Origin of the sequence: Streptosporangium sp. OZ121, from assembly GCF_051918885.1 — a bacterium.
In the GTDB taxonomy this organism is placed as follows: Bacteria; Actinomycetota; Actinomycetes; order Streptosporangiales; family Streptosporangiaceae; genus Streptosporangium.
On record NZ_JBPXMC010000002.1, the window covers coordinates 430839 to 450646 of the forward strand.

The following is a 19808-nucleotide window of genomic DNA, read 5'->3' on the forward strand; positions in this document are numbered from 1 at the left end:
GTGGTCTCGCGACCGTCCAGAACGGTCACGAGACCACCTCCGGGCGGGACTCTCGCGAGGTCGCCCCGGACCCGCCGGCGGACGGTCCCGCCCTCTTCACGATCCGGCTCCCGGTTCGACGGTGACGGCACTCGTCGGAGCCGGCCCCGGCGGTGTCGTCGTATCCGATCGATCGTCCGGTTCGACGGTACTCGGCGCGGTCGGCCTCGGTGGTGCGGTCCTGCCCGCCTGATCGTAGACCCCGACCGCCCACCGCCCCGGTCGCCGCTCGATTTCGGCGAACACCCGTTCGATGACTCCGGGATTGAGCAACTCCGACGCCATGTACTTGCCGTCACACAGACCCACTTTTTTCCTCACCACCTTGCAGCCGTCGTACGAGTTCGGGGGGCGGCCGGGAGGATCCATCACCACGTCACCGGGCAGGACCCAGACCTTGAGACGCTGGGGCCGCTCCAACGAGATGGTGCGGTCAAAGTGGTAGCCGTACAGGCCGTCCTTTCTGCACGCGCCGGCCGAACCGTTTCCGTTGTCCTTCCGGATCACCACCACCGCCTTCGGATCGGCGCATACCACCATGTACGAGCTGAAGGCGCTCAACGGCTGGAACGTGACCGTCGTTCTGCCGGGCATGGTCGTGGAGCCGTATGACGTGATCAGAGGGGCGTCCAGGAGGTCCGTAGTGGGCAGAGCGGACGGCGGTGAGATCCTCGCCGCCGTCGACGACTCCTTCTCCACCGGTTCCGCGTCCCTCCAGAGCCCCCGGACCGGAAAGGCCACGACGGCCACGACGGCCACCGCCACGCCCACCATGCCCGCCACGCCCGCCACGACCCTGCGCCGCCTGATGCGACGGCCACGCCGTACGATCTCCCGCACGTCGGGGAGCCCCTCGGAGACGTCCTCGGCCAGCGCCGCGCGCAACTCGTCCTCGGTGTAGATCATCGCTTCGCTCCCGTCATCTCGATCTCCGAATGGACGCGAAGGCGTTTCAGCGCCCTGCCGAGCTGGGTCTTCACCGTGCCGAGGGAGCAGCCGAGCACGTCGGCGCACTGCGCGAGGGTGAGCTCCTCGAAGTAGTGCAGGACGATGACCGCGCGCTGCCGCCCCGACAGGCCGCCGATCGCCTCCCGGAGCATCTGGCGGCTGCCGACCTCGGCGGTGAAGTCCCGCGGATCGGCGCGCTCGGGAAGGTGCTCGGCGGGCACCTCGTCGCGCCACTTCCTGCGCCACCAGGAGGCGTGGGTGTTGACGATGATCCGGTGCACGTACGGGTCGGGGTCACCCTCGATCCGACGCCACGCCACCCAGGCCTTGGCCAGCGCCGTCTGCACGAGATCCTCGGCGGTCGCCCTGTTGCCCGTCAGCAGGTGCGCCGTATGCCGGAGCCGCTCGTAACGCGTCGCCACGTAAGCGTCGAACCCGTCGTCCATTCACGATCTCCGTCCTGAAGCCTCACAGACATCTACTCGGCGGCGAGCCGGTTCGGACGACAGCGGGAGGTGACGCGTAGCGGTTTCCCCCCGTTTCACGGAAACGAGGCGCGGTCATCGGCACGGCGGCCTCCCTGGATCCGGCCCTCGCGCGGGCGCGGATCACCGGCGGATCACCGTGCGCGACGAAGATGCCGCGAGACCGATATGGGACAGAGCGGGACCAAGGGCGGGAAGAGCGGGGTTCCAACTCGGGCCGCGCCACATAAAGTAGCGGGATGGTGATTCTGGACGGCGGCCTGGCCACCCATTTGGAGGAGCTGGGCGCGGACCTGCGAGACGATCTCTGGTCGGCGAAACTCCTGTTGGAGAACCCCTCCGTGATCCGGCAGGCGCATCTCGACTACTTCGCCGCGGGCGCCGAGGTGGCGATAACGGCGAGTTACCAGGCGAGCATCCCCGCGTTCGTACGGCGCGGCCTGAGCGCCGCCGAGGCCGAGGACCTCATCCTGCTCTCCGTGCACCTGGCCGCCCAGGCCAGGGACGCCCACGGCTCGGGCACCGTGGCCGCCAGCGTCGGCCCGTACGGCGCCTACCTGTCCAACGGCGCCGAGTACACCGGCGACTACGACCTCGACGAGGACGGCCTGACCGACTGGCACCGCGACCGCTGGCACATCCTGGCCGACAGCGAGGCCGACCTGATGGCCTGCGAGACCATCCCGTCCTACACCGAGGCCAGGGCGCTGAGGCGGCTGCTCGCCGAGACGCCGGGGATGCGGGCGTGGGTGAGCTTCTCCTGCCGCGACGGCGAGCACATCAACGACGGCACCCCGCTCAAGATGGCCGCCGGGTTGTTCACCGGGAACCCCCAGGTGATCGCGATCGGCGTCAACTGCACGGCACCGCGCCACGTGCTCAGCCTGATCTCGCAGATCAAGGGCAAGCCCACCATGGTCTACCCCAACTCCGGCGAGGTCTGGGACTCCGCGAACCGGCGCTGGCTCGGGCTGGCCGACCCGGTGGAGTTCGGAGAGGCCGCGGCCGGGTGGACCGCCGCGGGCTCCGCCTTCGTCGGCGGCTGCTGCCGTACCACTCCGGAGCACATCCGCCAGATCCGCACCCACCTCATGGGGTCGGACACCCCGTGAGGCCCTGACCGGCCGCCGCGCCTTCCGGGCGTCCGAACGTCCCACGCCCAGGATCCCCGGCCGCACGCCTCCGGGGATCCGGCGGGCCCTCCGCCGGCCCCTCGATGGGAACAGGCCGGCCGACACTCACCCTTCGGCGGGAACAGGCCGGCCGAGCGTCTCCGCCGGCGGGATCCCGGCATCGGGGCGCGGCTCGTAGCGCTCCAGGCGCTGGGTGCGCCGGACCAGGGCGCGCAGGTCGGCGAGGGTGCCGGAGACGACCCCGTCGGCTCTGGCCTGGACCAGGACGTTGCCGATCGAGGTGGCCTCGACGGGTCCCGCGACCACGGGGAGGCCGCAGGCGTCGGCGGTGAGCCGGCACAGCAGCGCGTTGCGCGAGCCTCCCCCGACGATGTGGATCGTGTCCACCGCCTGCCCGGTGAGCCGCCGGGCGTCCTCGATCGCCGCCCGGTGGGCCAGCGCCAGGGAGTCGATCACGCAGCGGACGGTCTGGGCGCGGGTCTCCGGCACGGGCCTGCCGGTACGGCGGCAGAAGTCGGCGATGCGTCCGGGCATGTCGCCGGGCGCGTGGAAGATCGGGTCGTCGGCGTCCACGACCGACCGGAACGGCACCTCCCCTGCGGCCTGCCTGAGCAGTTCCTCCAGGTCGACCCGCCCTCCCGGCGCCCCGGCGGGCCGCTCTTCGAGCGACCCGGTGAACGACCCGGTGGACGGTCTGGCGGACGACTCCGTGGACGACCCGGTGAACGACTCCGTGGACGGTCTGGCGGACGAACCGGTGGACGGCTCCGCGCCGGGCGGGGTCTCCGCCGGGGCGGCCTCCGCCTCCCAGGTGCGGATGCACTCCTGCAGCAGCCACAACCCGGTGACGTTACGGAGGTAGCGCACGGTGTCGTCGATGCCCGCCTCGTTGGTGAAGTTGGCCCGCCGCCCCTCCTCACTGATCATGGGCTGGTCCAGCTCGACGCCGACCAGCGACCACGTTCCGCAGGAGATGTAGGCGAACCGCTCGCTCTCCGCGGGGACCGCCGCCACCGCGGAGGCGGTGTCGTGGGAACCGACCGCGATGACCCGGGTGTCCGGGGAGAGCCCGAGCTCGCCCGCGACCTCCGGCGCCAGCGGGCCGATCACCTCGCCGGGACGCCGGATCGGCGGCAGGACCCTGGCCGCGGGGCCGAGGCCGCCCGTCAGCACGGTGTCCCACCGGCGGGTCCTGGCGTCGAGCAGCTGGGTGGTGGAGGCGTTGGTCAGCTCCGCGCCGACCTGCCCGGTCAGCCAGTACGCGATCAGGTCGGGAATGAGCAGCAACGTCGAGGCCGAGGCCAGCCGGGTCTCGGCGGCGAGCTGGTGGATGGTGTTGAACGGCTGGCGGGCGATGCCGGTGCGGGCGTAGAGCTCCTCGAAGGGGACCCGGCTGGCCGCCTTCTCGGTGCGGGCGTCACGGTAGTGGACGGGGTTGCCGAGCAGCGCGCCGTCCTGGTCCAGGAGCCCGTAGTCGACGGCCCAGGAGTCGATCCCGATGCCGTCGACGGGGCCCGCCGCGCGCAGGCCGTCCAGCACCCCACGGTGGATCCGCAGGATGTCCCAGTACAGCGTGCCGCCGGCCCGGACGGGCACGTTCGCGAAACGGTGCGCCTCGTGCAGTTCCAGGGTGTCCGGCCCGATCTCGGCGACGACCACCCGGCCGTTCGACGCGCCGAGGTCGACCGCGGCGTACCTCCCGGTCCGCCCGGTCCGCCCGGACGGCGCGGGCTGCGCCGACTGCGCGGACTCTTCGGATCGCGCGAGATGTCCGGCCTGCGCGAACCCTCCGGTCCCCGGTGCCGACTGCATGCGAGCCCCTCTCGGAAAGCGGGAAACAGGAACGAGAAATCAAAAGGCGGAAAGCGGGAACGTCCCCCGGCCCCCGCCTCGCGGGACGGGAGCCGGGCGAGGAGAACCGAGGACCGGTGACCGGCGGTCAGCGCAGGAAGGCCGCCGCGACGCCCGCGTCGACCGGGATGTGCAGCCCGGTGGTCTGCGTGAGCTGGGTCAGCTGGAAGACCGCCCCCGCGACGTGCTCGGGCAGCACCTCGCGCTTGAGCAGGGTGCGCTGCGCGTAGTACTCGCCCAGCTTCTCCTCCTCCACCCCGTACACCGCGGCCCGGTTGGCCCCCCACCCCGAGGCGAAGATGCCGGACCCGCGTACCACCCCGTCGGGGTTGACCCCGTTGACCCGGATCCCGTGCCCGCCGAGCTCGGCCGCCAGCAGCCGCACCTGGTGCGCCTGGTCGGCCTTGGCCGCCCCGTAGGCCACGTTGTTCGGTCCGGCGAACACCGCGTTCTTGGAGGAGATGTACACGATCTCCCCGCCCATCCCCTGGGCGATCATCACCCGGGCGCTCTCCCGCGAGACCAGGAACGACCCGCGGGCCATCACGCCGTGCTGCAGGTCCCAGTCGGCCGTCGTGGTCTCCAGCAGCGAGCGCGACAGCGACAGGCCCGCGTTGTTGACGATCAGGTCCACCCCGCCGAACGCCAGCACCGCCGCCCGGAGCGCGGCGACCACCTGTGCCTCGTCGGTGACGTCCACCTCCACCGCGACCGCGACGTCCTCGGGCCGGTACGCCTTCGCGCCCAGCTCGGCGGCCACCTTCCGCGCGGCGCCGAGGTCGCGGTCGGCCACCACCACGCACGCCCCCTCGGCGGCGAGCCGGCGCGCTGTCGCCGCCCCGATGCCCGAACCGCCGCCGGTCACCACGGCCACCCGCGTCGCCAGCGGGCGGGCGGGCGGCATCCGGCGCAGCTTGGCCTCCTCCAACTCCCAGTACTCGATCCGGAACTTCTCGCTCTCCCCGATCGGCGCGTACGAGGAGAGCGCCTCGGCGCCGCACATCACGTTGACGGCGTTGACGTAGAACTCCCCGGCCACCCGCGCGGTCTGCTTGTCCTTGCCGAAGGAGAACATGCCCACCCCCGGCACCAGTACGATCGCCGGGTCGGCACCGCGCATCGCGGGCGAGCCCTCCACGGCGTGCCGCCGGTAGTAGGCCGCGTACTCCTCGCGGTAGCCGGCGTGCAGCTCCCGCAGCCGGGCGATCACGTCCTCGATCGGCGCGCCGGCGGGCAGGTCCACCACCAGCGGGGCCACCTTGGTCCGCAGGAAGTGGTCGGGGCACGAGGTGCCCAGCGCGGCCAGCTCGGGGTGGCGCTCGCGCGACAGGAAGTCCAGCACCTCGCCGGTGGCGGTGTAGTGGCCGACCTGCGGGGCGTCGGTGGAGGCCAGCCCGCGCACCACGGGGAACAGCGCCGCCGCCCGCGCGGCCCGCGCCTCCTCGTCCAGCGGCTCGTACCCGGCGAGCACCGGCCCGAACGGCTCCGCCCTGCCGTGCTCGGCGATGTACGCCTCCGCGGTACGGATGATCTCCAGTGAGTTGGCCTCGCAGGCGGCCGAGGTGTCGCCCCAGGCGGTGATGCCGTGCCCGCCCAGGACGCACCCGATCGCCCGGGGGTTGTCCTTCTTGATCGCCGCGATGTCCAGTCCCAGCTGGAAGCCGGGCCGCCGCCAGGGCACCCACACCACCCGGTCCCCGAAGATCCGCGCCGTCAGCGCCTCCCCGTCGGCGGCGGTGGCGATCGCGATCCCCGCGTCGGGGTGCAGGTGGTCCACGTGCGCCGCGTCCACCAGGCCGTGCATCGCGGTGTCGATCGAGGGCGCGGCGCCGCCCGTGCCGAAGGCGCAGAAGTCGAACGCCGCGACCATCTCGTCCTCGCGCTCGACCCCGGGGTACACCCCCGCCAGCGCCCGCAGCCGGTCCAGCCGCAGCACCGCCAGGCCGCGCTCGGCCAGGGTGCCCAGGTCTCCCCCGGACCCCTTGACCCACATCACCTCGGCCGGGGTGCCGGTCACGGGATCGGCCGCCGTCCCCTTGGCCGAGGTGTTGCCCCCCGCGAAGTTCGTGTTCCGCGGATCGGCCCCCAGCGCGTGCGACCGCTGCAGCAGTTCCTCAACCGGCGACGTCATGACACCTCTCCGCTCGCTCGTTCACCCGTCACCTCCCGCGGACACCCGGCGGAGCCTTCGTGGGAGACCCGGGGCGCGGCGAGGTGAGATTTTTTTAAAAACGTTTTAACGACGGTGAAAAAGCTATGTGACACGCATGACACTGTCAACGCCCCCATGCCGGATCACGGGCCGAAAACCGTCAGGTGGGCCGAAAGTACCGGCGCCGACTGGCGGACCATCGGTTGTTACGTTTTAATCAATGCACATGAGTTCGGTGAGCATAAAGGAAGTCGCGACACGGGCCGGGGTGTCCCCCGGCACGGTCTCCAACGTGCTCAACCGCCCGGAGAAGGTCGCCGAGGCCACCCGCACCCGGGTCGAGGAGGCCATCCGCGACCTCGGGTTCGTCCGGCACGGCTCCGCCTCCAGCCTCCGGGCCGGGCACAGCCGCACCGTCGGCCTGTCGGTGATCGACATCGGCAACCCCTTCTTCACCGACGTGGCGGCGGGGGTCGAGGAGGTGGCCAGCGAGCGCGGGTACGCGGTGATCCTGGGCAACTCCTCGGGCGACCGGCTCAAGGAGGAGCGCAACCTGCTCGTCTTCGCCGAACAGCGGGTCCGCGGGGTGCTCATCACGCCCGCCGGGGCGAACCTGGCCAAGCTCGACCAGCTCAAGGAACGCGGCATCAGCGTGGTGCTGGTGGACCACCCCGCCGAACGCGCCGACCAGTGCTCGGTCGCGGTCAACGACATCACCGGCGGCTCGCTGGCGGTCTCCCACCTGCTGTCCACCGGCGCCGAGCGGATCGCCTACGTCACCGGTCCCCTCACCATCCGCCAGTGCGCCGACCGCCTGATCGGCGCGGAGCGGGCGCTGGCCGCGGCGGGCCGCGACCCCGGGGAGACGCTGGAGGAGATCGCGATGAGCGCGATGAACGCCAGGTCGGGGCAGCAGGCGGCGGAGAAGATGATCGCCGAGGGGCGTCTGCCCGACGCCGTGTTCTGCGCGAACGACCTGCTCGCCCTGGGCATGCTGCGCGGGCTGCTCCAGGCGGGCGTGCGGGTCCCCCGGGACGTCTCCCTCATCGGCTACGACGACATCGACTTCGCCTCGGCGTCGACCGTCTCGCTCAGCTCCGTCCGGCAGCCGACCCACCGGCTCGGCCGGGTCGCCACCGAGCTACTGCTGGACGAGTGCGACAATCCCGAGTCGCACGCCCATCAGCAGATCATGTTCCAGCCCGAGCTGGTCATCCGCGAGTCGACTCTCTGAACCCGCTTCACCCGGTGGTCCCGTCCCCACCCGGGGAAGGACGCCTGCGCGCCTCCTTGGCGGCCTGCCTGGCCGCCTCCTTCGCCTCCTTGGCGGCACGGGCGGCCTCGACCTTGGCGCTCGCGGCGTACTTGTCGACGTACTCCTGACCCGAGAGCTCCATCAGCGCGTACATGATCTCGTCGGTGACGGCGCGCAGGACGAGGCGGTCCTCCTCCATCCCGTAGTAGCGGGTGAAGTCGAGCGGCTTGCCGAACTTCACCCCCGGGCGGATGCCCAGCTTGGGAAGGACGCTGCCCGGGGGCATCATCTCGAAGGTGTTGACCATCGCCCACGGGATGACCGGCACGCGCGACTCCAGCGCCAGGCGGGCCACACCGGTCTTGCCCTTGTAGAGGCGGCCGTCGTGGGAGCGGGTCCCCTCCGGGTAGATGGCGAGCACGTGCCCCTCGTCGAGGATGCGCCTGCCGGTGCGCAGGGCCGCCTCGCTGGCCTTGCCTCCGGAGCGGTCGATGGGGACGGTGCCGACACCGCTGAAGAAGGCCTTGCTCATCATTCCCTTGAGACCGCGGCCGGTGAAGTAGTCGGACTTGCCGAGGGAGATCACCTTGCGCCGCAGGAACAGCGCACCGAAGAAGTGGTCGGCGAACGACAGGTGGTTTCCGGCCAGGATCACCGGCCCTTCCTTCGGCACGTTCCCCACGCCCTCCACCCAGGGACGGAAAATCAGATGGAGGAAGGGCGAAAGGATGGCCTTCACCACCCAGTAGAACACTCGATGCTCCTTCGGTTGACAGGCGTGGACCTGGAGTTATCCTCCCACTTCCGATCCCGGTCACCTACCCCGCCGAACCACCCAAATCGACCTCTCGCAAAACACGTCCCAGTCGTGCGACGATCGGGCGAAACTTACTAGGAGCCGCGATGCCAGTCATGCCCGGTGCGGAGGCGTACCACCATGCGGGGGGACAGATCGGCGTCCTGCTCTGTCATGGATTCACCGGATCGCCACAGTCGTTGCGCCCCTGGGGTGAATACCTGGCGGCGGCGGGCATGACGGTGGCGCTCCCGAGGCTGCCCGGCCACGGCACCACCTGGCGGGAGATGGCGCGCACCCGCTGGGAGGACTGGTACGCCGAGCTGGACAAGGCCCTGGCGGACCTGCGCGGCAGCTGCGCCGAGGTCTTCGTCATGGGCCTGTCGCTCGGCGGGTGCATGGCGCTGCGGCTGGCCGAGGTGCACGGTGACGGGATCAAGGGACTGGTGGTCGTCAACCCGTCGATCGTCAACGACGCGCCGCTGCTCAGGCTGGCTCCCCTGCTCAAGTTCGTGGTCGCGTCGGTCCCCGGCGTCGCCGGGGACATCAAGAAGGAGGGGGCGGCCGAACTCGGCTACACGCGTACGCCGGTCAAGGCCGCGGCCACCCTCCTGCGGCTGTGGTCGTTGACCCGATCGGAGCTGGGTAAGATCACCCAGCCTGTCCTGGTTTTCCATAGTCCGCAGGATCATGTTGTGAAACCGGGGAGTGTGCGTATTCTGCGTGAGAGGCTGACCGGGGGGAATCTGAATGTGGTGGAGCTCGCCGACAGCTATCACGTCGCGACGCTTGACAACGATGCTGATCGGATCTTTGCGGGGAGCCTGGAGTTCATCACCGCGAACGCGTCTGTACCCTTGCAGAGAGACTGATCGCGAGCGGGGGATGCGCGGTCTCCGGGAGAAAGTGATCGGCCGATGAACAACGGGCCCAGCTAGGTGACACCTCAAAGCGATGAGGACGAGGTCTGGCGTCAGATCGTCGCGTCCTTCAACGACACCGCCGAGCGTGACTCGGCGAATCAGCCGTGGCCGGACAGTGAGAACCTTCCGGCCGAGCCTCCGCGACGGGTGATCAAACAGTCGGACGAGGAGGACCTCCTGAGGGAGGACGACCCCGCGGACGACACCGAATCCGGTACGGAACAGTCCGGCGGCGAGGAAGAAGAGGGGCACTACGTGCCCCCGCCCCCACCCCCACTGCCCAAGACCGACGCCACCACCAAGATCGCATGGCTGGCGCTGTTCGGCGGCCCCGCCTACCTGCTGCTGAGCGCCGCGCTCAACTGGAACCTGGAGGGGTGGATGCTCTTCACCGCGGTCGCCGCGTTCATCGGCGGTTTCGTGGCGCTGGTGGTCCGCATGGGCGACGGCCCGCCCAACGACTCCGGCTGGGACGACGGCGCCGTCATCTGAGCGGGGCGCCCGGCCACGGCCACCCCACCCGGGCGGGTCATCGGCCGCGGCCGTCCGAGCTGGTCATCCGGTCGCGACCGGATGACCAGAGCATCTGCCACGCTCGCCCGAGCGGGTCGTCCACGATCGCCGAGCACGACCGTCGCCGCCCGAACTACGGCTTGGCGCGCTCCGAGGTGCCGAAGCGCTCGATCACGTCGGTGTACTTGCCGGAGGCGTCGACCACGTGGCCGACGGTCCACACGGTGCCGGTGCCCGGCAGGTAGGCCACCGACTGGAGCCGCACCGTCCGGGGAGAGGCGGTCTCCGGACCGCGCAGCGCCTTGACCGTGCGCCCGTCGTAGCGGAGCAGGAACGCCTCGCCGGGCCGCTCCAGGTCGACCCCGGAGATCCAGAAGTGACCCTTGCGGTCACCCGTCACCCCGTACAGGCGGACGTCACCGGCGGGGAGGGACACCCGGGACCACTTCTTGCCGTTCCACGACAGGACCAGCGGGACGATCCCGCCGGCCTCCCGGTAGACGCCGCCGACGGCGAGGGCCCGCTTGGGCCCGTCGAGGTGGACGTCACGCAGATAGCCGCCGGCGATATCGGGGGTCTTGAAGGTCTTCCAGCGCCCGCCGGACTGCTTCATGATCAACGGCTTGCCGCCGGTGTCGCCCACCGCCCACCCGTCGTTCTTGCCCGACAGCGCCACCCCGTACAGCGTGCCCCGGTCGCGAAGGTGGGTGAGCTTCCACTTCGAGCCGGCGCCGGTGCCGGTGACGATCATGGGCAGCTTGTCGCGGCGGCCGACCGCGACCACCCGGCCGGGAACGGCCGCCACCCCGCCCAGCCAGTCGCCCGAGTGCAGCTTGTCGACGATGACCCTGTCGAAGGACGCCCCGTCCCCCCTCGCCAGATAGGGGAGGCCGTCGTGCCCCTCGCCGACGGCCCACAGCTCGGTCGCCGAGGCCGCGGCGACGGAACGCAGGGGCCCTGCGCCGGTCGGGTCGTTGCGGATGCCGACCTCGTTCCAGGAGGAACCGTCCCAGTGGGTGATCGCGCCGCGGCTCTGCCAGACGTCCCAGACGCTCTGCTGGCCGACCGCCCACACGCTCGTGGCCGAGACCCCCGCCACGTCGGACAGCGATCCGTCACTGCTCAGGCCCGCGCTCACCGGAGCCTGCCATGCCTCGGCCGCGGGCGGGCTGACGGGGTCGGCGTGGGCTGGGAACGTTTGCGGAGACAGCAGGAGCAGGCCTCCCGCGCAGAGAACCAGCGCACGCCGCGGAAGGCGACGGGTCATGTTTCAAATGGTACGGGGCTCGCGTGCTCCCCGTGTGCCGGTCTCCCCACTTGACCGGCGCGATCTGGAAAGACGGCCTGCCCTTGGTCATCGGAACGGTCACCGGGAAGCCGGTCCTCCCGGCTCCCCCGGCTCTCCCGCCTCCCCCGGAAGGCCCGGAAGGCCCGGAAGGCCCGGATCGGGCTCCCCTCGCGCGGGGCCCGCGTGGTCGCCGGTGCCGGGGGATCTCGCCGGGGCCGTACCGGGACCGGCGTCCGCGACGGGGTCCGCGACGGGGTCCGCGACGGGGTCCGGGGGCGCCTCGCCTTCGGGGCGCGGGTGGTCCAGTTCGGCGACCACCGGCAGGTGGTCGGTGGCGGCCACCAGATCGGCCGGGTCGGCGTCGACCCCGCCGCAGGAGACCACGGAGAAACCCTCGACCGCGAAGATCGCGTCGATCCGCTTGTGCGGGCCCCTGGCGGGGAAGGTGAAGCCGTCGCCGCGCGGCGAGACCGGATAGCAGTCGGTCAGCCGTTCGGCGAGGTGTTGCCAGCTCGGCTGGCCGGACTGCTCGTTGATGTCCCCCGCCAGCACCGGCAGCGCGCCGAACCGGTCGGCCACCTCCCGCAGGAGCCTCACCGCCTCGTCCGCGTGACGGCGGCGGGCGGTCTCGTCGAGGTCCAGGTGGATGGAACCGACGGCGACCCGCCGTCCGCCCGCCTCCACCACGGCGATCGCGATGGCGCGCCGCTCCAGGGGGAAGAAGGACTCCAGGAGACGACCCTCCCCGTGCAGCAACCGCACCCCGGGACCGGTCAGTACGGCGACCCCGCCCCTGCGGCGGCCCGCGGCCACGACCAGCCCGCCGAAGGCGGCCAGCCGCCTTCGCCTGCGGCGCCAGCACAGGAACCGGGGCGCCTCCTGCACGCAGAGCACGTCGGCGCGGAGCGCGGCGACCACCCGCCCCAGCGCCGGGACGTCGTCCTTCATGGAGCGCACGTTGTAGCTGGCGATCCTGAGCACCACGGCCACCTCACTTCGCGACGCGTGCCGCGAGGATAGCCGCGCGCCGCCGGGCGTACCAGCCGCCCGCTCCGATCGGCATGCTCACCGCCGGGCGTGCCGGCCGTTCACCCCGGCCGGCACGCTCACCGCCGGACGTGCCGACCGCCCGCCCTCATCGGCATGCGGGCGGCCGTACGCGCCGGAAGCGGTCAGCGCCTGCGGGCGAGATCCGCGGCACCCACCAGACCCGCCGCCGCGCCGAGCTCGGCGCAGCGGATGTCGGCCAGCGGGCGGTGCCCCCGGCCGCTCAGATGGGTGTTGTAGAACTCGCGGGTCTCGTCGATCCACAGGTCGGCGGCACGCGAGACGCCACCGCCGAGGACGAAGCAGCCCGGGTCGAGGACCGCGGCGAGGTCGGCCAGGCCCTGGCCGATCCAGCGGGCCATCGAGGAGAACGCGGCCAGCGCGGCCGGGTCGCCCTGCCGGGCGGCCTCCGTGACCTCCTGACCCTCGATCTGGTCGGGCGTTCCTCCGGCGATCTCCAGGAGTTTGACCGCCTGGTCCGGCTCGGCCTCGGCGATCCTCTTGGCCTCGCTGACCAGGGCGCTCCCGCTGGCGTACTGCTCCCAGCAGCCGAGGTTGCCGCACCCGCACAGACGTCCGCCGGGAACCGCCTGCATGTGGCCGAGCTCGGCGCCCATGCCCCAGCGCCCCCGGTAGAGGGAGCCGTCGAACACGATGCCGCCGCCGATGCCGGTACCGACGGTCACGCACACCAGGTGGGTCTCGCCGCGACCGGCGCCGAACCTGGCCTCGCCCCACGCCATCGCGTTGGCGTCGTTCTCCACCACGACGGGAAGGCCGACCATGTCGGAGACCTTCTTCTGCAGGGGCTCCTCGCGCCAGGCGAGGTTGGGGGCGAACCGGACAATGGACCTGGTCTCGTCGACGAACCCGGCCGCGCCGAGACCGACGGCCTCGATCTCCCGGCCCTTGGAGAGCTCCAGGATCGCGTCACCGATCGTGTGGGCGACCTGGTCCGGATTCTCCGCCGGGGTGGGCCGCAAGAGATGCTCGACGATCTGGCCGTCCTCGTCCACGACTCCCGCCGCGACCTTCGTCCCGCCAATGTCCACACCGATGGTCAGCGCCATTGTCCATTCATCCTCTCCCCCTGGGCTCACCCCAGGTCGATGTGCTCCACGGGGGTGTCTCCTCGCTCGCGCTCCCGTTCCCGCTGCGCGGGAGCGGGCTTGCCGAGTCCGTCGACGGCCGACTTGAAGGCGGCGAACAGCTCGGTGCCCGCCTGCATGAGGTGGTCGGTGACGGCACCGCCACCGCCCGACTCGCGCTGTGCGGCCATCGCGCGGCAGACGGGGCAGGCCCGGCAGATGTACTCCTCATGCTCCGAGACCGCCTCCTCCCACACGTCCCGCTCTCTTCTGCGGCCACCACCGGAGAACGCGCCGCCGACCCCGGTCATCGTGCCCTTGATCAGGTTCTTGCGCAGTTCCCTGGTCGCTTTCTGCTGCAGCGTGTCGAAGAGCTTGAACGCCTCCTCGGCGGCGGTGCCCAGCGGGTCCTTGCCGCTCTGGGACCGCTCGTCACGCGCTCGTTCGTCCCGTGCCCGTTCCTTTTCCTGCTTTCCGGCCGCGCTGTCCTTCTCGCGCTCCACGGACCCGGCGCGGTCGCCGGGCCGGGCCCACGGGGTCCATCCGGCCCGCTCCTCCTGCCTGGCCCGCCTGGCGCGTTCCTCGAACCACTCGGCGCGCGCGTCGCGATCGGTCTGCGCCGGACCCGAGGCTCCCTCGGAACCCGTGGCCTGCTCAGGGCTCGGGTCCTGCTCGGAGCTCGGAGCCCGCTCGGAAGGCGCGGCCTCGGCCACGGCCTCCACCTCGACCACCTCCAGGCGCGCGACCTTCTCGACGCGCTCGCCCCCCGTGGGCTTCCCGGCGTTCTCCGGCCGCTCGACGGCCTCGGCCCGCTCGACCCGCACGACGGACTCGACGGACTCGGACGATCCGGTGCGCCCGCCCTTCGGGGACTTCCCCGCCGGGTCCGCGCTCCGCCCCTTCTGGGTCGTCTTCCCCGCGCGCCGGCCCTTCTGAGCCTTGCCGGCGCCCTCGGCGCCCTCGGTGCTTCCGGCGATCCCGATGTTCTCGGTGCTCTCGGTGCTCTCGGCGCCTATGGCCTCGGACGGCGGCGTCACGGCGCCTGCGGCCTTCCGTGGCTTCCTCGGCGCGCGCGGCTTCGGGGTCTTCTCTGCGTCGTTCGTGTTATCGGTCATCAGGCCCTCCCGATTCGAACCGTACCCGGAGAAACCCGTCTCGGAGCGCGGCGTCCCGCACCGACCTGCGGGCCAGCGCGGCGGGCAGGGCCAGGACCCGGCGGTAGGAACCGGCGTTGACTATCAGCTCGTCGCCCTTGCGCGCCAGATCCACCTCGTCCTTGTCCGCGAGCGGCAGGGCCAGGATCAGCTCGCCCTCGGCGGTGATCCGCAGCGGCGGGTCGACGGAGGGCGGGGCGAAGGGGTCGCCCTCGCCGTACATGGCCTCGGCGACGGCGGCGAGGGCGTCGAGGCCGACGGGCTCGGCCGCGAGGTACGGCACGGTGTGCACGGGCAGCGGCGCGAAGGACTCCCCGACCTCGGCCAGGTGCCGGGCCTGAGCCCGCACCCATTTCCGCCGCCACGGGTCGGCGCCCTCGGAGGGGAAGACACGGTTGGCGATCACCGCGTCCACCCGGTAGCCGTACAGGCTGAGGGAGGTGAGCGTGCGCCGGGCCTCGGCGAGCACGACGGCCTCGGGGGTGAGCACCAGCCGGACGCTCGCCCCGGGCCCGGTGAGCAGTTCGCGCACCTCCATCAGGCCCCGGTGGAGCCGCTCGCCCGCGCCGATCACCTGGTCTTCCGGCATGCTGACCTGCGCCAGGCGGCGGACCAGCGGGGAGATGGTGCCCAGCAGCCGCCTGCCGATGGGCAGCAACCGGTTCACGTGCCAGTCGAGGGCCTCGGGCAGGGCGAGCAGCCGGAGCGTCTCGGCGGTCGGGGCGCAGTCGATGACGATGACGTCCCACAGCCCGGTGCGCGCCTGCTCGCGCAGCTCCAGCAGCGCGATGACCTCCTCGGCGCCGGGCAGCACCGTGATCTCCTCGGCGGTCACCTCGTCGAGGCCGAGCTCGGCGAAGACGCCTCTGGCGTAGTCGCGCAGCTCACCCCACTGGCGTTCCAGCGCCCTCTGGGTGTCGACCTGGTGGAGGGAGAGACCGGGCGCGATCTCCGTGGGCTCCCCGCCGGCCCGCACACCGAGGGCGTCGGCCAGCGAGTGGGCGGTGTCGGTGGAGACCACCAGGGTCTTCAGCCCGGACCTGGCGGCGAGCGTGGCCGTGGCGGCGGCGACGGTCGTCTTGCCGACGCCGCCCTTGCCGGTGAAGAGCAGGACCCTGCTCACGCCGACTCCCGGCGGGAGGGCGCGGGACTCCGCTCCGCGACCGCGCCGTGCCGCGCGCCCCGCTCCCTCATGGGGTCTCGACGCGCTTCTTCAGCCCCTTCAGGGCGGTGTCGATGATGACCTTCTCCGCCTTCCGCTTGATCATGCCGATCATCGGCACCTTGAGGTCGACGGCGAGCTCGTACGTCACCTCGGTGCCGCTGCCCGCGTCGGCAAGACGATAACTTCCGGTGAGCCCGGAGACCATCTTTCCCGCCTCGGCGACGCTCCAGTCGACGGACTCGTCACCGTGCCAGGTGTAGCGGAGGGTGTACTCGTCGCTGATCACGCCCGCGTCGAGAACGAACCGGACCGTCTCCGGCCGGCCGTCCTCCCCTGTGGAGAGGACCCGCGCGGCCTTCACCTGCCCGGCCCACTCCGGGTACGAGGGGAAGTCGGCGATGACCGTCATGATGGTCGACCGGTCCGCGCCGATCGTGATGCTGGAGGTGGTGCGATCAGCCATGGGGCAACCGTACTGCTTCACGATCGTCCGCGTACGCCCGGCGGGGCCGGGCGCGGCCACCGCGCCGGCGGGAGGCGGCGGCACGAAGCGGGCACCTCGCGCGTCCGCCGCTCCCGTCGGAGGATCACCGCCCGGATGCCGAAGGATCGCCGCCCGGATGAGGGATGGCGTCCTGCCGGACCGCGCGGCTACCACTCCAGGACGTAGGGGACGCCTCTGTTCCGGAAGTGCCCCACGTTGAGGCATTCGGTCCTGCCGATCCGGGTGCGGGCGGCGAGGGGCTGGTGCACGTGGCCGAAGAGGGCGTAGCGCGGCTGGGTCCGCCTGATCGCCTCCAGGGTGGCCTCGCTGCCCCGCTCGAAGCGCCGGGCGACCACGTCGTAGAGCAGTTCGGGGATCGCGGGAGGGATGTGGCAGCAGAGCACGTCGACCTCGCCGACGGCCTCGACCTTGCGGGCGAACTCCTCGTCGTCGATCTCGTGCGGCGTCCGGTACTGGGTGCGCAGGCCGCCCCCGACGAAGCCGAAACGCAGGCCGCCGATCTCCACGGTCTCGCCGTCGAGCACGTGGTGGCCCTCCCTGACGTACTCGGGCCAGTAGACCGGCAGGTCCACGTTGCCGTAGGTGAGGTACGCGGGAGTCGGCATCGCGGCGAAGATCTCGCCGTACTGCCGCCGGACGGAGCGCTCGATGTGGTCGCGCGGGTCGCCCTCCAGCGAGGCCCACAGCGCGGAGGACATCGCCCGCGCCTCGTCGAACCGCTTGGCCGTCCGCAGCGCGATGAACTCCCCCGCCCGCTCGGCCCCGAAGAGCTCGGCGAAGATGCCCTGGGAGTGGTCCTCGTAGTCGACGAACAGGATCAGGTCGCCCAGGCAGATCAGCGCGTCGGCGCCGTCTCCCGCGCGGGCCAGCGCGTCGGCTCTTCCGTGCACATCGCTGACGACATGAACCCGCATGCCGGACATCCTAACTACCAATAAATAGGGCCACATGGGACGAACCCGACGAGGCGGGAACGTGACGGGACACACGGCGCGGCCGACGGTCCGGCGCGACGGTAGTTGCTACCGTGAAATCCCTCTTCATAACGCCTGGGTGACGAATTTACTCATGCGTAACTTATCGCGATAACTTCCAGGCAGCCCCATCGATCGTGCGTCTCCAGGAGTGACCCGTGCGCGAGTACAGCGTCCCCGTGCTGGTGGATGTCCCCGCCTCCGCCAACCTCACCGACACGGTGTTCCGGCGTGCCGAGGAGGAGCCCGACGTCGTCGCCCTGCGGCGCAAGGTCGGCGACGACTGGACGGCGGTCACCGCCAGGGAGTTCCGCGACCAGGTCGCCGGGGTGGCCAAGGGCCTGATCGCGGCGGGGGTGGAGCCCGGCGACCGGGTGGCCCTGATGTCGCGCACCCGCTACGAGTGGACCGTGATCGACTACGCGATCTGGACCGCCGGGGCGGTCGGCGTGCCGATCTACGAGTCCTCCTCGGCCGACCAGGTCGCCTGGATCATCTCCGACAGCGGCGCGAAGGCCGTTTTCGCCGAGCTGGAGTCGCACGAGGAGACCATCCGCGAGGACGCGGCCGGCCTGCCGGGCCTCAGGAACATCTGGCGCATCGACGGCGGCGCCCTGGACGAGCTCACCGCGCTCGGCGCCGAGGTCCCCGACGGCACGCTCGCCGAGCGCAGGACCGGGCGCGGGACCGCCGACCTGGCGACCATCGTCTACACCTCGGGCACCACCGGCAGGCCCAAGGGCTGCAGCCTGACCCACGACAACCTGCTGTTCACCGCCAGGAACGTCGCGCAGGGACCGCTGGAGCGCCTGTTCGTCGTGGACGGCAGGGCGGCGCTGCTCTTCCTCCCGCTCGCGCACGTCTTCGCCCGCATCATCGAGATCGTGCTGATCGAGACCGGCACGATCCTCGCCCACACCCCCAACATGAAGAACGTCGCCCCCGACCTGCAGGCCTTCAAGCCCACGTTCCTGCTGGGCGTGCCCCGCGTGTTCGAGAAGGTCTACAACGGCGCCGAGCAGAAGGCGTCCGCCGAGGGCAAGGGGAAGATCTTCCACGCCGCGGCCGACACCGCCGTCGCGTGGAGCAGGGCGGAGTCGGCGGGCGGCGCGGGGCTGGGCCTCCGGCTCAGGCACGCCCTGTTCGACAAGCTCGTCTACCGCAAGATCCGCGCCGCGACCGGAGGCAGGCTGACGACGGCGGTGTCCGGCGGTTCCGCCCTCGGCGAGCGGCTCGGCCACTTCTTCCGCGGCGTGGGCATCGAGACCCTGGAGGGCTGGGGCCTCACCGAGACCTCCGCGCCGTCCTCGGTCAACATGCCGGGGGCCAACAAGATCGGCACCGTCGGCAAGCCGTTCCCCGGCGTCACCATCGGCATCGGCGACGACGGTGAGGTGCTCGTCAAGGGCCGCCACGTCTTCCAGGGCTACTGGAACAACGACGAGGCCACCGCCGAGGCGATCGACGCGGACGGCTGGTTCCACACCGGCGACATCGGCGAGCTCGACAAGGACGGCTACCTCCGCATCACCGGGCGCAAGAAGGAGATCATCGTCACCGCCGCGGGCAAGAACGTCGCCCCGGCCCCGATGGAGGACCACATCCGCGCCCACCCGCTGATCAGCCAGGCGATGGTGGTCGGCGACGACAGGCCGTTCGTCGCGGCGCTCGTCACGCTCGACGTCGAGGCCCTGGAGCAGTGGAAGGCCGCCAACGGCAAGGCGGGGGCGGACCTCACCGAGCTCAGCTCCGACCCGGCGATCGTCGCCGAGGTGCAGAAGGCGGTGGACGGCGCCAACAGGTTCGTCTCCAAGGCCGAGCAGATCAAGAAGTTCACCGTCCTCGACATCGACATCAGCGAGGAGAGCGGGCACCTCACCCCGACCCTGAAGATCAAGCGCAACATCGTGATGCGCGACTTCGCCAAGCAGGTCGACTCCCTCTACAGCTAGGGGTCTCCGCGGGCTCCGGGCACCCCGGAGCCCGCGGGTCTCCGTGCGGCTCGGCGCGCGACATGGCAGCCCGCGGCTGTGATCCGCGTCGCTGTCAGGCGACGTGTCCCAGTACCAGCGCGGCGATGACCGGGCCCATGTACAGCAGGGGGAAGACGACGGTCGAGTACGAGCGCGCCCGGAGCACGGTGACGACGGCTCCGGTGAAGTACAGCACCAGGCAGATCCCGGCCAGGACGCCGATGACCGGCACGAACAGGCCGACGAGCAGGCCCACGGCCCCCGCGGCCTTGGCCGCGCCGAGCCAGGTCCACCACGAGCGGGGAACGCCGTAGTCCGTCAGCGGCTCCACGACCCAATCGGCGCGGCGGAGGAGAGAGAAGGCCGAGAAACCCACCCAGAGGGCGGCGAGGACGGTGACGACGACGGCAGTGGTGGACATGGGGACACTCCCTGGTAGCGCTTCCTTGTGACACCGATCCTGCGAGCCCCGGTTGATATCTCCGCGATGCGTTCACGATGCGCGGCCTCCCGACCGGC

Annotated in this window: 19 protein-coding genes; 6 read left to right on the forward strand and 13 right to left on the reverse strand. The window is 71.4% G+C overall.

Translation table 11 applies throughout. The features are described 5' to 3' along the window. Positions 1–96 precede the first annotated feature (96 nt). The gene (locus tag ACTOQ1_RS06770) at positions 97–600 is read right to left on the reverse strand and encodes a hypothetical protein (protein ID WP_440065222.1); all 504 of its coding nucleotides are present in this window, start codon (positions 598–600) and stop codon (positions 97–99) included. On the opposite strand from ACTOQ1_RS06770, the gene ACTOQ1_RS06775 reads away from it, so the two are divergent. Beyond that, the gene (locus ACTOQ1_RS06775; protein ID WP_440065223.1) at positions 578–940 is read left to right on the forward strand and encodes a hypothetical protein; all 363 of its coding nucleotides are present in this window, start codon (positions 578–580) and stop codon (positions 938–940) included. The genes ACTOQ1_RS06770 and ACTOQ1_RS06775 overlap by 23 nt on opposite strands. Before the next feature lies 1 nt (position 941). On the opposite strand, the gene ACTOQ1_RS06780 is transcribed toward ACTOQ1_RS06775, so the two are convergent. Then, positions 942–1433, reverse strand: a complete 492-nt coding sequence (locus tag ACTOQ1_RS06780; protein ID WP_440065224.1) for a SigE family RNA polymerase sigma factor — start codon at positions 1431–1433, stop codon at positions 942–944. Positions 1434–1711: 278 nt separating this feature from the next. Here ACTOQ1_RS06780 and mmuM point away from each other — a divergent pair, with 278 nt between their 5' ends. After that, positions 1712–2584 (forward strand): homocysteine S-methyltransferase, encoded by an 873-nt coding sequence (gene mmuM, locus ACTOQ1_RS06785; RefSeq protein WP_440065226.1) that lies wholly within the window; start codon positions 1712–1714, stop codon positions 2582–2584. Between the two features lie 126 nt (positions 2585–2710). Here the strand turns inward: mmuM and ACTOQ1_RS06790 are convergent, their stop codons facing one another. Beyond that, positions 2711–4417: a rhamnulokinase gene (locus tag ACTOQ1_RS06790; RefSeq protein WP_440065227.1), complete on the reverse strand. Its 1707-nt coding sequence runs from the start codon at positions 4415–4417 to the stop codon at positions 2711–2713. Positions 4418–4544: 127 nt separating this feature from the next. Then, positions 4545–6587: a bifunctional aldolase/short-chain dehydrogenase gene (locus tag ACTOQ1_RS06795; RefSeq protein WP_440065228.1), complete on the reverse strand. Its 2043-nt coding sequence runs from the start codon at positions 6585–6587 to the stop codon at positions 4545–4547. A 247-nt stretch (positions 6588–6834) separates the two neighbouring features. On the opposite strand from ACTOQ1_RS06795, the gene ACTOQ1_RS06800 reads away from it, so the two are divergent. Next, positions 6835–7842 carry a LacI family DNA-binding transcriptional regulator gene (locus ACTOQ1_RS06800; RefSeq protein WP_440065229.1) on the forward strand — a complete coding sequence of 336 codons (1008 nt, stop codon included), beginning with the start codon at positions 6835–6837 and terminating at the stop codon, positions 7840–7842. Positions 7843–7849: 7 nt separating this feature from the next. Here the strand turns inward: ACTOQ1_RS06800 and ACTOQ1_RS06805 are convergent, their stop codons facing one another. Continuing rightward, positions 7850–8617, reverse strand: a complete 768-nt coding sequence (locus ACTOQ1_RS06805) for a lysophospholipid acyltransferase family protein (protein WP_440065230.1) — start codon at positions 8615–8617, stop codon at positions 7850–7852. A 149-nt stretch (positions 8618–8766) separates the two neighbouring features. Here ACTOQ1_RS06805 and ACTOQ1_RS06810 point away from each other — a divergent pair, with 149 nt between their 5' ends. After that, complete coding sequence (locus ACTOQ1_RS06810; protein ID WP_440065231.1) at positions 8767–9531, forward strand: alpha/beta hydrolase; 765 nt, start codon at positions 8767–8769, stop codon at positions 9529–9531. Positions 9532–9597: 66 nt separating this feature from the next. Then, complete coding sequence (locus tag ACTOQ1_RS06815; RefSeq protein ID WP_440065232.1) at positions 9598–10074, forward strand: hypothetical protein; 477 nt, start codon at positions 9598–9600, stop codon at positions 10072–10074. Between the two features lie 154 nt (positions 10075–10228). Here ACTOQ1_RS06815 and ACTOQ1_RS06820 read toward each other — a convergent pair whose 3' ends face one another. The 7 genes from ACTOQ1_RS06820 to ACTOQ1_RS06850 form a co-directional block, all read right to left on the reverse strand. Then, entirely contained in the window at positions 10229–11362 is a 1134-nt protein-coding gene (locus tag ACTOQ1_RS06820) for a hypothetical protein (protein ID WP_440065233.1), read from the reverse strand. Between the two features lie 99 nt (positions 11363–11461). Continuing rightward, on the reverse strand, positions 11462–12364 hold the full coding sequence (locus tag ACTOQ1_RS06825; RefSeq protein ID WP_440065234.1) for an endonuclease/exonuclease/phosphatase family protein: 903 nt from the start codon (positions 12362–12364) through the stop codon (positions 11462–11464). Between the two features lie 191 nt (positions 12365–12555). Then, a complete protein-coding gene (locus tag ACTOQ1_RS06830) occupies positions 12556–13500 on the reverse strand; it encodes an ROK family glucokinase (protein WP_440065235.1) in 945 nt (314 codons plus the stop codon). A 26-nt stretch (positions 13501–13526) separates the two neighbouring features. Next, positions 13527–14633 carry a hypothetical protein gene (locus ACTOQ1_RS06835; RefSeq protein WP_440065236.1) on the reverse strand — a complete coding sequence of 369 codons (1107 nt, stop codon included), beginning with the start codon at positions 14631–14633 and terminating at the stop codon, positions 13527–13529. Next, positions 14623–15795, reverse strand: a complete 1173-nt coding sequence (locus tag ACTOQ1_RS06840) for an ArsA family ATPase (protein WP_440065237.1) — start codon at positions 15793–15795, stop codon at positions 14623–14625. Before ACTOQ1_RS06840 ends, ACTOQ1_RS06835 begins: the two co-directional genes overlap by 11 nt. A 67-nt stretch (positions 15796–15862) precedes the next feature. Then, positions 15863–16300 (reverse strand): SRPBCC family protein, encoded by a 438-nt coding sequence (locus ACTOQ1_RS06845; protein ID WP_440065238.1) that lies wholly within the window; start codon positions 16298–16300, stop codon positions 15863–15865. Between the two features lie 188 nt (positions 16301–16488). Beyond that, the gene (locus ACTOQ1_RS06850; RefSeq protein ID WP_440065239.1) at positions 16489–17256 is read right to left on the reverse strand and encodes a metallophosphoesterase family protein; all 768 of its coding nucleotides are present in this window, start codon (positions 17254–17256) and stop codon (positions 16489–16491) included. 218 nt (positions 17257–17474) lie between these two features. Between ACTOQ1_RS06850 and ACTOQ1_RS06855 the strand changes: the two genes are divergently transcribed. Continuing rightward, positions 17475–19268: an AMP-dependent synthetase/ligase gene (locus tag ACTOQ1_RS06855; RefSeq protein WP_440065241.1), complete on the forward strand. Its 1794-nt coding sequence runs from the start codon at positions 17475–17477 to the stop codon at positions 19266–19268. A gap of 94 nt (positions 19269–19362) precedes the next feature. Here the strand turns inward: ACTOQ1_RS06855 and ACTOQ1_RS06860 are convergent, their stop codons facing one another. Continuing rightward, the gene (locus ACTOQ1_RS06860; RefSeq protein WP_440065242.1) at positions 19363–19710 is read right to left on the reverse strand and encodes a DoxX family protein; all 348 of its coding nucleotides are present in this window, start codon (positions 19708–19710) and stop codon (positions 19363–19365) included. Positions 19711–19808: the final 98 nt, after the last annotated feature.